13 protein-coding genes are annotated in these 11,144 nt (G+C 45.8%); 3 read left to right on the top strand and 10 right to left on the bottom strand.

The window, feature by feature from the left end:
• Window positions 1-55: 55 nt before the first annotated feature.
• The 4 genes from Q0R35_RS14285 to Q0R35_RS14300 form a co-directional block, all read right to left on the bottom strand.
• Window positions 56-832, bottom strand: coding sequence for a tryptophan-rich sensory protein (locus Q0R35_RS14285; RefSeq protein WP_295619535.1), 777 nt, complete (start codon window positions 830-832; stop codon window positions 56-58).
• Between the two features lie 66 nt (window positions 833-898).
• Window positions 899-1,285: a hypothetical protein gene (locus Q0R35_RS14290; RefSeq protein ID WP_295619538.1), complete on the bottom strand. Its 387-nt coding sequence runs from the start codon at window positions 1,283-1,285 to the stop codon at window positions 899-901.
• A 384-nt stretch (window positions 1,286-1,669) separates the two neighbouring features.
• A complete protein-coding gene (locus tag Q0R35_RS14295; RefSeq protein WP_295619541.1) occupies window positions 1,670-3,880 on the bottom strand; it encodes a molybdopterin oxidoreductase family protein in 2,211 nt (736 codons plus the stop codon).
• 272 nt (window positions 3,881-4,152) lie between these two features.
• Window positions 4,153-5,064, bottom strand: a complete 912-nt coding sequence (locus Q0R35_RS14300) for an alpha/beta fold hydrolase (protein ID WP_295619543.1) — start codon at window positions 5,062-5,064, stop codon at window positions 4,153-4,155.
• Window positions 5,065-5,201: 137 nt separating this feature from the next.
• Between Q0R35_RS14300 and clpS the strand changes: the two genes are divergently transcribed.
• Window positions 5,202-5,483 (top strand): ATP-dependent Clp protease adapter ClpS, encoded by a 282-nt coding sequence (gene clpS, locus Q0R35_RS14305; protein ID WP_295619545.1) that lies wholly within the window; start codon window positions 5,202-5,204, stop codon window positions 5,481-5,483.
• Window positions 5,484-5,600: 117 nt separating this feature from the next.
• On the opposite strand, the gene cruG is transcribed toward clpS, so the two are convergent.
• The gene (cruG, locus tag Q0R35_RS14310) at window positions 5,601-6,824 is read right to left on the bottom strand and encodes a 2'-O-glycosyltransferase CruG (RefSeq protein WP_295619548.1); all 1,224 of its coding nucleotides are present in this window, start codon (window positions 6,822-6,824) and stop codon (window positions 5,601-5,603) included.
• A gap of 269 nt (window positions 6,825-7,093) precedes the next feature.
• Between cruG and Q0R35_RS14315 the strand changes: the two genes are divergently transcribed.
• The gene (locus Q0R35_RS14315; protein WP_366944897.1) at window positions 7,094-7,501 is read left to right on the top strand and encodes a phosphomannose isomerase type II C-terminal cupin domain; all 408 of its coding nucleotides are present in this window, start codon (window positions 7,094-7,096) and stop codon (window positions 7,499-7,501) included.
• 87 nt (window positions 7,502-7,588) lie between these two features.
• Window positions 7,589-7,954 (top strand): iron-sulfur cluster assembly accessory protein, encoded by a 366-nt coding sequence (locus Q0R35_RS14320; protein ID WP_295619551.1) that lies wholly within the window; start codon window positions 7,589-7,591, stop codon window positions 7,952-7,954.
• Window positions 7,955-8,060: 106 nt separating this feature from the next.
• Here the strand turns inward: Q0R35_RS14320 and leuD are convergent, their stop codons facing one another.
• From leuD to Q0R35_RS14345, 5 genes are all read right to left on the bottom strand, one after another.
• On the bottom strand, window positions 8,061-8,651 hold the full coding sequence (gene leuD, locus Q0R35_RS14325) for a 3-isopropylmalate dehydratase small subunit (RefSeq protein WP_295619554.1): 591 nt from the start codon (window positions 8,649-8,651) through the stop codon (window positions 8,061-8,063).
• Between the two features lie 213 nt (window positions 8,652-8,864).
• The gene (locus Q0R35_RS14330; RefSeq protein ID WP_295619557.1) at window positions 8,865-9,257 is read right to left on the bottom strand and encodes a RidA family protein; all 393 of its coding nucleotides are present in this window, start codon (window positions 9,255-9,257) and stop codon (window positions 8,865-8,867) included.
• A 28-nt stretch (window positions 9,258-9,285) separates the two neighbouring features.
• The gene (locus tag Q0R35_RS14335; protein WP_366944898.1) at window positions 9,286-9,927 is read right to left on the bottom strand and encodes a Uma2 family endonuclease; all 642 of its coding nucleotides are present in this window, start codon (window positions 9,925-9,927) and stop codon (window positions 9,286-9,288) included.
• A 78-nt stretch (window positions 9,928-10,005) separates the two neighbouring features.
• Window positions 10,006-10,545 (bottom strand): HD domain-containing protein, encoded by a 540-nt coding sequence (locus tag Q0R35_RS14340; RefSeq protein ID WP_295619563.1) that lies wholly within the window; start codon window positions 10,543-10,545, stop codon window positions 10,006-10,008.
• Between the two features lie 36 nt (window positions 10,546-10,581).
• A partial coding sequence (locus Q0R35_RS14345) for a hypothetical protein (protein ID WP_295619565.1) occupies window positions 10,582-11,144 on the bottom strand: 563 nt, incomplete at its 5' end.

An 11,144-nucleotide genomic window follows, 5' to 3' on the forward strand; every position in this document is an offset into this window, starting at 1 on the left:
AGTTCAGGGCGGTGCTTGAGCGAAGCATCTCAATTCCTCTTATCCTGAACTGACGTTATCTACTTAAAAATCTAGATTCATTTGCTAAAAGTAATAGCAATGCGATCGATATTACTACCCCAGCTACCGCAATTAATGGCGTACCGAACTGTCTAATTGCAATACCCAGTAATGCCCAAACAATTACCAGTAGGAAAGCACGATCTTGACGTTCGACATAAACATAAAAGGCAATCGCCGCACTAATACCCATCATTAATACAGTCCAGACTGTCGAAGGTATTCCCCAGCCGTCCCACTCACCAACATAGAGCGTGCTAGCAATATTTACAACTGTTGCAGTTGTAATCCAACCGAGATAAATACTGATGGGAATATGTAAAAACCATTTTTCTGATTTGGATATATTTTGTCCGCCGATACCTAGACATTGATATAGGGCAATTAACGATAACAAAATCCCCAACATTGCGACGATCGATAACGGAAATAGTCGCGCTAAAAATAGATAAATCCACACAGATTGAAATATGCACGCGATCGTTAATAGATAACCACCCCGCTCTAAACGGGGATTATAACGCTCTGTAGATTGAAATTGATACAAACCATAAGCAATTAAACCCAGATATACCACACCCCAAATCGCAAAAGCATAGTTAGCTGGAGTGACTTGTACCGGAGCGAGTAAGGTATTAGAGAGTTTGCCAATGTTAGTGCCGTTGAGTGGGAAAATATTTGAGAGGGTATTAACAATAATGCTGACAATAATGGCAAGTAAAGTTACTAATTGCCGCGTCAGAGCTGGGTTTGAACTTTGTTGGGCTTTCATAATAATTAGCGATTCTTCATGAGAAGACGCTTTGCGCTTACGACATTATGCATGATTCTACCGTTGTTAATTCGATCGGTTTGGAAAAAATTTACTGGCAAATGGCAAGACTTTTTTTAATTCTTCAGCTCTTCTGGTTTTACTGTTGGGACAATAATCCAGACAGTCAATTGCAGCTTCAGTTCTAACTGTAGTCGGATGGATCGCACAGTTTAGATAGTGATTGCCATCGAAATATTCACAATTATTACAGGGAGACTTTTGGCAAGGCTTCTGAGTGTAAGACTTTTGCCGTTCTTTAGAAATAAAAGCACAGGTGGAGACAGCCATTGCTATTAAAATCACAATACTGCTGAACATCGCAAAACTTGAATCTGCGGCAGTGTCTTCAATTCTTTGCCGATCGAGTATCAGTGAATTGGGTGACTGAGTGGCAATTAATTTTGATTCCATTACTATTCCTAAAATAATTTCTTAAATGCGATTCTCTTTCAGAGAGGCTGTGCCTACGGCAGGCTACGCCAACGCCAACGATTTCGGTCTCTGGTGGGTTACCGACCGAACGACACTTAGATCGGTCTAGATTTGGATTTAACTCACACATCTTATTTGTACTAGAATTTATTTACTACATACATCGATCGATAGACATATTTTTGGTGACAACTGTGTTGCTTAGATCTCTATCGATCGATAGAGATCGAATTGATTGGCACTGCCAAAAAAGTTATGGAGTAGAGTTTCCCGTTCGGGCATAACTCTACTCCATATCCACTTAAAGATCGAACTCATTCAAACATTAAGACTAAGTTTATGCCATAGATTACCAGATCGGCATCAGCCATAAACGCCCAGTTTGCTCGATGCCTGATTCGGCACCCCAAATGGAATCGAAGAAGTAGAAACGATCGATTTAACCGGGACTAATTGCACTGCACAAGCCTTGAGTTCTGGCTGTAATGAATCGGGGCAAGCGGCATCGTGTGTAAATAGATTTGCCTCGGCATCTTTAGCCCAGAGTGCGCCCCAGTGCATCGGGACGAAGACGGTACCGCGATTGATGGCGGCGGTGACTAATGCGGGAAATCTGCCCGTACCGCGCCGCGATCGAATTTCGACCATTTCCCCATTTTCGATCTGTAATCTTGCCGCATCGCGGGGATGGATTTCGATAAAGGGTGCGGGGTGCAGTTGTTGAATTTTGGGGATGCGTCCGGTGCGGGTCATGGTGTGCCAGTGACCGTATAATCGCCCGGTAGTCAGGACGAACGGATATTCTGGGTCGGGGGGTTCGGCGAGTCCTTTGGAGTGGCAGGCGGCAAATTTGGCGCGTTTGTCGGGATGGTGGAATTGAAGATCGGTATAGAGCCGTTTGCCGTATTTAGTCGTGCAGCCCGTCGGGTGCGGCCATTGGGTGGGGCCGTTATCTTTGAGATATTGGTGGCTCAATCCGGTGACATCGCAGGGGCGACCTTGGCTGAGTTTGGTAAATTCGGCGTAAACATCGGCACTGTTATTAAACCAAAATTGCTCTTTAAATCCCAGTCGGCGACCGACTTCGGCGAATATTTCCCAATCGGCTTTGGCTTCGCCCGGTGGACTTCTAAAGGCGGGGCATAGGGTTACCGTCCGCTCGGAATTGGTCATGACACCCGTTTTTTCGCTCCATTGGGATGCGGGCAGTAGGACGTGGGCATAGTGAGCGGTTTCGGTCGGATAGTAGGCATCCTGATGGATGGTAAAGGGCGATTTTAGTAAAGCTGCTTTGGTACGCTCGATGTCTGGCATACTTACCGCCGGATTGGTGGCTACAACCCACAGCAAGCCCACCGATTCGGTTTCCATGCCTGTGATCATCTCCCAGGCAGTTTTACCCGTGTGGGGGGAGATTCTCCCGGCAGGTAGATTCCAGAGCTGCTCGATTTCGGCACGTTGGGCGGGGTTTTTGACTAAGCGATAGCCAGGAAGGATATGCGCCAGTCCGCCTGCTTCTCGTCCGCCCATTGCATTGGGTTGTCCGGTGAGGGAAAATGGCCCCGCGCCCGGTCTACCAATCTGTCCGGTCATCAGATGGAGGTTAATAATATGGCGGACTTTGGCGGTACCTTCGCTAGATTGGTTGACACCCATCGACCAGAAGGAGAGGACATTATTAGCTGCACCCCACCATTTAGCAGTTTTTTCGAGATCTGCTTGAGAAATGCCGCATTTAGCCGCGACGATTTCGGGGGTATACTGCTGCACCACCTCAGCGAAAGCGGCGAAGTTGCTGGTGCAAGATTCGATAAATTGTTGGTCGGCTTTACCCGCACGCAGGAGTAGATATCCAATCCCGTTTAATAAGTCGATATCGGTACCGGGGGTAATTGCCAGATGTAAATCTGCGGCTTCGGCGGTAGCAGTCCGACGCGGATCGACTACCACCATTTTGACTCGATCGTGTTGCTTATGGTATTTCCGCAGGCGATTGAAAATAATCGGGTGACACTCGGCGGTGTTCGTCCCAATTAGGAAGGCAAAATCGGTCTTCTCGATGTCATCGTAGCAGCAGGGCGGGCCATCGGCACCAAAACTTTGAATGTAACCCGATACCGCCGAAGACATGCACAGTCTGGAATTGGCATCAAAATTATTCGTCCCCAAACAACCTTTTAAAAGTTTTTGGGCGGTATAGTAATCTTCGGTCTGAAATTGTCCCGAACCATACATGCAGATGCCATCGGCACCTTGAGTATCCAGTACTGTCTCGATCCGATCGACAATCCGAGTATAGGCTTCTGCCCACGTCGCCCGTTTAAAAGGTTGGTCGAGACTATCCCGCACCATTGGGTATGTCAACCGATCCTTATACAGCGACTCACTAATCGTCGCCCCCTTTACACACACCATCCCCTGACTCGAAGGGTGCGATCGATCGCCCATTACCTTCCAAATCGGCACACCACTACTATCCCGATGAACTGATTTCCCAGGCTGGGCGGGAGGTGAAGCTTCTAACCCACAGCCGACACCGCAATAGGGGCAGAGTGTTTTGGTTGAGTCAGTCATAAATTACGAGATAGAGGTGAGTGTATTAAGAAGTGTATCGATCGAGTCAGATTTATGATGGATCTGCAAGGTACCGATTTTACTTTGAATATTCTGTGTTTACGGCTACTAAAAATATTCCCTCAATCCTCATTCATAATTTAGATCGATCGAAATCTCACCTCATAGTCACGATCGATCCATACTGTAAACGGCTAAATATTGGACTTCGCAGATTGAGCAGGTGGAGACAGAAACCGACTTCTTGAAGAAGTCGGGTTTCTAGCGTTACTTTAAACTACAGCGCGACAGTATTCTTTCACCCAATTATGCACGATCGCATTTACCTGAGTCGGAATTTCATCGTGGGGACAGTGTCCAGCATCGAGATAATATGCCTGTAACTGCGGATAATACTCCCGAAACTTCTCATTACGCGATCGGGCATCGATCCACGGATCGCCCTCACCCCAGAGCATCAGCAGCGGACAGCGCATTGTACCCAACAACACATCGACCTTTTCACCTTGCTGGTTGGTAAATACCGAGGCGAATACTTGCGGCGCACCCCGATCGCATGAAGGACGATAAATTTCATCAATTAGCTGCTCGGTGACTGCACTTTGGTCTACATAGACCTTTTTGAGCGTATTACGAATAAACGATTTGCGTTGCACAAATTTGTAAAGTAACGAATTCCCGATCGGGTGACGTAAAAAGCCAGTTAAAATCTGACCGACAGCTTTTTGAAAGATATTTGGCTCTTTGGGATGCGTGCTACTAGTAAAAGGCCCCGCACTATTGATTAAAATCGTCCCAGCAACAGATTCGGGATGCTCGGCGGCGACACACAAAGCCGTATACCCACCCAGCGAATTACCCGCAACTACCACAGGCTGACCGATAACTTCAGTGATAAAATCATGAATCTGAGTCCGCCACAAATCGGCACTATACGTCCAAGCTGGCTTTGCCGCTCGTCCGAAACCTAACAGATCGATCGCCCACACCTGAAACTCCTGGCTGAGTTCGGAGATATTTTTACGCCAATGATCTGTCGATGCCCCAAAGCCATGAATTAGTAGTAATGGGGGACGGTTAGCTTTAGATTCTCCCGCTGTAACATAATAAATCTGCTCTCCTCGCCACTGCCAAAATTGACCGGGAATTGGTTGAGTTGAAATTAGCGGTGTGGTGGTAGTCATGGGATAAATTAGCCGTGGGGAAAATTATGTCGCAATAGTGACTATTTTAGGGATTTCATTCAGTGCTAGCAAATCTCACTCTGGTTGCGGCATAATAAAAAGAGTTGTCTATTTTTAGTAAAAGAGGAAGTGAAAACGTGTCTGTTGAAACCATCGAGAAGCGTTCGACATCTCGTAAGCTCGCGCCCAATTACCGCGTGCTGCTTCACAATGACGATTTTAATAGCATGGAACACGTAGTCCAGGTGTTGGTAACTACGATTCCTAATATGTCAGAAACTAGTGCAATTAGCGTGATGATGGAAGCACATAAAAACGAAATGGCATTAGTGATCGTCTGCAATCAAGAACATGCCGAACACTATTGCGATGTTCTTAAAAGTCATGGCTTGCGGAGTACGATCGAGCCAGCAGAATAATTTTATTTAGAACAATTTTATCGATCGAGTGCGACTAAATTTATGGCAAGTTGCGCTCGATCGATATTTTTAGAGCTATCCCTCAAAAATCCAGGCGAGTCTCAATTAGCGAATAAATTAATAAACTCTACCCCGCCACTGTTTTGGCTGCTGGAAAGCCGATAGAAAGATTCTTAAAACAGCAACAGGATCGGCAAATGGCGATAACCAAAATCCCAACGCCGCCACCGAAAACCCTGGGCGATAATAAGAAGGATAAATTGCCAGTAATAGAGCAAACCGAATTGCGACTAGAAACAGATTCAGACCGATCGCTAGTTGTAAAGTTAAAACCGAATTTTCCCACGATCCTAAACTCCAAAACGCGATCGTCAGGGGAATCGGTAAACCTTGTACTAGTAATAATAAAGCCAAATCGCTCCACAATTGTGGCGGTGTCGTCGCATCCTTGAGATCGAGAGAGCGTCCCCATTCTCGCCACGTTTCCGCCATCCCCGCATACATCCGCACCCGAATTACTTTCGCCCCATCCAAAAATCCTACTTTATATCCTTGTCGGGCAGCATTTCGCGCCAAAGTTACATCATCGCAAAACGAACTCGCCGCGCTAGTATAACCCCCCAATTGTAATAATACCGATCGCCGACACAAAAAACATTGCCCGTTTGCCATCACCAAATCGGGCGACTGTCCCCTCACCCCAGCCGAATCAAACCGATACAACAACGTCATTAACAGCGCAGGTTGCAGCCACCACTCCCCCAAATCGGAGAGGATAAACTGTGGTGATAATGACACCAAATCGTAACCCTCCTCGATCGCCGCCGCAACTAAACTATTCACCAATCCCGGCTGAGGCTCAGTATCGGCATCGACACCCAAAATCCACTCACTCTCAACCGAACTACCTAAAAATCCAGAATGTAACGCCCACGGACGACCCACCCAACCAGCAGGTAACGGATCGTCAGTCATTAAATTAAAGCGCGAGTCAGCCTTAGCCGCCTCTTTAACCAGCTCCCGCGTCCCATCTTGAGAATTGCTATCGACGATCGTGATTTCCCGCACTTCCTCGCCTTGCTGGCTCAATCCTAGCAAACACGGCGCAATTCGATCGACCTCATTCAGTGTCGGTACCACCACGCTGACACTCCCAGATCGACAGAGCATCGAGGTTTGTGGTGTCAACGGCGGACGACGCACCGCTCCCTTGATTAATCGCGACAGCAAAATTAAACTAGCCGATCCTTGACACAATAACAAGCCCAGCGCAACAGCACCCAATATTTCCCCACCTAATAACTCTCTCACCCACACCACCTTAAAATTGCTGTTTGCCATTGAAGCTAAATGATACCAAATCTCACAGTCTGCACTAGAGATTAGCTAAGATGTAGTCATTCGATCGCTAGAGACAGAACGATCGTGACAAACATGGTACGATCGCGGCAATAATGGTACTTTGTAAAGTAATTATGTAAGTGTAGTTATTCGCGTGTCATTATCGGTATATTTAACGATTCCGAAGATCTACCGATGTTGATAGAGTGGTTATTGGCTGACTGGTAAACTTCAAGACATACCAGGCTCGACTCATTACTTCCCAATTTATGACTCAAACTAAAACACCCAATCTCACGCCTACTCCAACAATGCCGACAAGTACTGTTGCCGCAACAGAATTACGCCCTTGGGGTTCTTTTACCATCCTCGAAGAAGGCAGAGGACACAAAATTAAACGAATTGAAGTAAAACCAGGACATCGGCTCAGTCTCCAAATGCATTACCATCGGAGCGAACACTGGATCGTTGTCTGTGGTACGGCAATGGTAACTTGCGACGATCGTGAAGAAATCCTCCACAGCAACCAATCTACCTACGTTCCCGCCTGTACTAAGCATCGCCTGGAAAATCCTGGTGTCATCCCCTTGGTAATTATCGAAGTCCAAAATGGCGAGTATTTAGGCGAAGATGATATCGTCCGGTTTGAAGATGACTATGCCAGAAATAGCGGCTAGAAGTTTTTCGACGATCGCCACTATAGATTAATACCCGATCTAATGCGGGAGTAAGTAAGGTTTTGAAAGGATGAGATCGAGTTAATTATGATTGAAATTAGCGAAGCGGCAGTTGCCGAGATCCAAAGAATGCAGACAGTACGCGCCCAAACCGATCGTCGATTTCGGATCGGTTTTGCTCGTGGTGGCTGCAAAGATTTTTACTATACGGTCGATCTGGTAAACTCCAACGAGGACGATGACAACGATCTACCTTACAACGTGAATGGCATTCCGGTGTCGATCGATCTTCATCAGCTAGCATATTTAGAGCATCTGAAACTAGATTATTCCGAAGATCTTATGGGCGGGGGCTTTCGATTTGAAAACCCTCTCGCCACAACCGTTTGCGGCTGTGGTAACTCATTTGCGATCGCTCATGTCGAGTCGGAACGCTGGCAATTACCTACTTAGGGGATAGGGAATAGGGAATAGGCACGAGACCCAACGAACCCGTCAATTGAATGTGTGGATGTTGGGTTTCGCTTGAGCTTCAACCCAACCTACAGCTCTATACCGTTCACCAAGCAACGTAAGGTAACTTTGCTGCGGTGACTTTGGTTTGGCTGAGATTGGCGACTAATTGTCCGCAGGCATCCCATGTCCCATTAGTTAATTGCTGGCGGGAGCCTTCGCCGATCGAGACTGGCGCAGAAAAGTCACCACACTGTACCTGTAGGGCGTTCAGATCGACGGTAACTGAGGTGTTGGGGTTGCCCCGCAAAATCTCTTGCAGACGAGTGGTAGTGGCAGCATCGGCGGTAAGGCATGGGATACCCATCGCCACGCAGTTACCGAAAAAGATTTCCGAGAAGCTTTCCCCAATAACTAATTTAATCCCCCATTTAGCTAAAGCTTGAGGTGCGTGTTCGCGACTAGAACCGCAGCCGAAGTTACTATTTACAACTAAAATGTTTGCACCTTGAAACTGGGGTAAATCAAAAGGGTGTTCGCCTTTGAGTTGAATGCGATCGTCTTCAAATACACTAGCACCCAAGCCGTCGAAGGTGACGCAGCGGAGGAATCGGGCGGGGATAATGCGATCGGTATCGATGTCGTTGCCAGTGAGGGGGATAGCGGTACCGGAGATAGTCGAGATTTGGGAATTCATGTGGTTATTGTAGGTTGTTGGCTTGCGGCGGAGATCTACCCACCCCGCCCTTTGGGCACCCCTCCTTGGAGGGGATTTGTAAAGAAGGTAAGACGTGGAGAGGGTTTGGCTTCGTTCTAGTATTTAGTAGAACTAGTGGGGCACCGTGGCTTTAAAGTCCCCTCCTGGGAGGGGTGGCGCGTAGCGACGGGGTGGGTAGATCTGCGCTGATAACTAATCTTGCACGATCGCCTCAGCTTCGATTTCCACTAAAATATCGGGAGCGATCAGACGGCTGACTTCTACCAATGCCATCGCGGGGCGGATTTCGCTGAAGAATTCGCCGTGGGCTTTGCCAATCAGTTCCCACTCATCGATATTGGTACAGTAGATGCGAGTACGAACGACATCTGAGAGGCTGGCTCCGGCTTGTTGGAGGGCGGATTCGATGTTGAGGATGATTTGTTTAGTTTGGGCATATACATCGCCGATGCCGACTAATTCGCCTGCGGTATTTGATGCTGTAGTGCCAGCGACGTGGATGGTATTACCGATTTTGACGGCGCGGGAGTAACCCAAGATTGGTTCCCATTTCGATCCGGTGGAGATATTTTGACGTTGTGACACTGTTCTTTCCTGATGTTTAGCTTAGTTATTATCCCTGAAATTGACTCATCAACCATTGCCCGACTTGAGCTTGGTCTGTTTCTTTACTCCGATTTAATGCTTCGGTGATAGTCGCGATCGATAGTTCTGGCAATACTAAAGAAGTATCGATTCTGCGGCTACCTCGATCGATTATTTCAAACGCATAAATTAGAGTATTTTGGACATCTACGATCCAATATTCTGCAACGCCCATCTCTTCGTATAAGAAACGTTTCGCACCGAGATCGTCATTAATAGTAGTGTTGGAAATTTCTACAACTAGGTTGGGAATAGCTTGTTCGTTTAAATTAACGACTGATTTACCTTTAGGTGCTAAGTGAGCTATGTCGCCAATATAGAAGGAGATATCTGGTTGACACTCTCTAACTTCAACTTTCCGATAGCTACAATTTATCAAACCTTGAACCGAAATTCCTTTTGCCATACAGAATAGTGTGACAGCTAAATAAATAAGCCCATTGTCACTAGCATGGTCGGCACCTGTTGGCATATCCTCAATCCTCATGTAGCCATCATAATAATAGCCTTGATGTTGTTCGTATTCGGGAGATTCGATCGTACTTATATATATATCCCAATCAGTTTTTGTCCAACTATTAGTTATCAGTTTTTCTTGTAGTTGAATCATCGTCATTATCAGTGCCACCTTTCAAGTTTGTAAATCTTTCAATTGAGTTCCCAGTTCAGGTTACATATTCTATTTTTACTAGAGTCTCGATCTCGACAATCTTAGATCTCCGCCGCGTGCGATTTCCTCAAATCGATCGTCTAGTTTAACAAATACATCCCAGTAATCCTGGCGCAATATTTGGGCTGCTTTGGAGATAGTGAGATGTTCGAGTTCGACATTGCGCTTTCCTTTCCATAAGCAATCTGCCAGCGCGATAACTAATTCTTCAAAGCTACATTCTATTCGATCCCATTGTCCATGAGAGCGACAACACCGAGCAATTTTTGGATCTATTCCCCGATTGAGTAACAACTGTTCGCCTGCTGATTCATGCTTATTTCCGCGCTCGATTAGTTCGATTGGATATAATGTTTTACCAATATCATGAAAAGCAACGCCTAGCCTAACCCATTCTGGATCGAAGGAAAGATTAATTTGTTGAAATTGTAAAATTAAGATTTCGGCTGCTTCAGCAACTAATTTTACATGCTGAATCAAATGAGGCGATGCGTTTAAATCTTGAAGGATTTTATAAGCATCTTCAATATAATCAAAAGTTTTAAATTGTTGTTTCATCTTTTAAATTCAGAGAGATCGATGTCCATTCTTTATCTAAGTTGCGTTGCTAGATAAAATTGCTAAGATTTTGTCGATTTCTTTGATATAGTAATCATTAGAATCGATAAAGGCAACTTTTCCTTGTAGTTTTAAAAACTTCCAATCCGTTCCAGTGGTAACTGCACCATATAAAGTCTCGGTTGGATTGCCTTCTTTTTGATTGAATAAACGGGCGGCAAACATCGTAGCGATACATTGTCCTAATCCACTAGGAATACTTTCATTTTTGGCTTCGACGATCGTCAGCACAGGGCTAGCAATATAATACTGTTCTGGCGATCGACTCAAAATAAAATCACAACGTCCATCTAAACCTTGACTGGGATCGACTTCAAAGCTGCTGCCAGAGAAGATCGAAATTTGGTTGTTAAGCGATCGTCGAACTTCCATGAGAATTGGCATAATGACTAGTTCCGATCGTGCTTTCTCGGTATTAATCGCACTAGCTAACGGAATTTGATCTTTGAGTATGAGTGATAGCAGATTGCTGGGTTGAATTGGGGTAATTTCTGCAAATAAGTCTTGCGTTTCATCTGTGATAATTGCAAAGTCAGATT

This window comes from Chamaesiphon sp. GL140_3_metabinner_50, assembly GCF_025361915.1.
Taxonomy (GTDB): domain Bacteria; phylum Cyanobacteriota; class Cyanobacteriia; order Cyanobacteriales; family Chamaesiphonaceae; genus Chamaesiphon.

Bases quoted from the DNA above. Each gene is read 5' to 3' on its own strand.
- Q0R35_RS14285 (WP_295619535.1), bottom strand. From the start codon at position 832: ATGAAAGCCCAACAAAGTTCAAACCCAGCTCTGACGCGGCAATTAGTA.
- Q0R35_RS14290 (WP_295619538.1), bottom strand. From the start codon at position 1,285: ATGGAATCAAAATTAATTGCCACTCAGTCACCCAATTCACTGATACTC.
- Q0R35_RS14295 (WP_295619541.1), bottom strand. From the start codon at position 3,880: ATGACTGACTCAACCAAAACACTCTGCCCCTATTGCGGTGTCGGCTGT.
- Q0R35_RS14300 (WP_295619543.1), bottom strand. From the start codon at position 5,064: ATGACTACCACCACACCGCTAATTTCAACTCAACCAATTCCCGGTCAA.
- cruG (WP_295619548.1), bottom strand. From the start codon at position 6,824: ATGGCAAACAGCAATTTTAAGGTGGTGTGGGTGAGAGAGTTATTAGGT.
- Q0R35_RS14315 (WP_366944897.1), top strand. From the start codon at position 7,094: ATGACTCAAACTAAAACACCCAATCTCACGCCTACTCCAACAATGCCG.
- Q0R35_RS14320 (WP_295619551.1), top strand. From the start codon at position 7,589: ATGATTGAAATTAGCGAAGCGGCAGTTGCCGAGATCCAAAGAATGCAG.
- leuD (WP_295619554.1), bottom strand. From the start codon at position 8,651: ATGAATTCCCAAATCTCGACTATCTCCGGTACCGCTATCCCCCTCACT.
- Q0R35_RS14335 (WP_366944898.1), bottom strand. From the start codon at position 9,927: ATGATTCAACTACAAGAAAAACTGATAACTAATAGTTGGACAAAAACT.
- Q0R35_RS14340 (WP_295619563.1), bottom strand. From the start codon at position 10,545: ATGAAACAACAATTTAAAACTTTTGATTATATTGAAGATGCTTATAAA.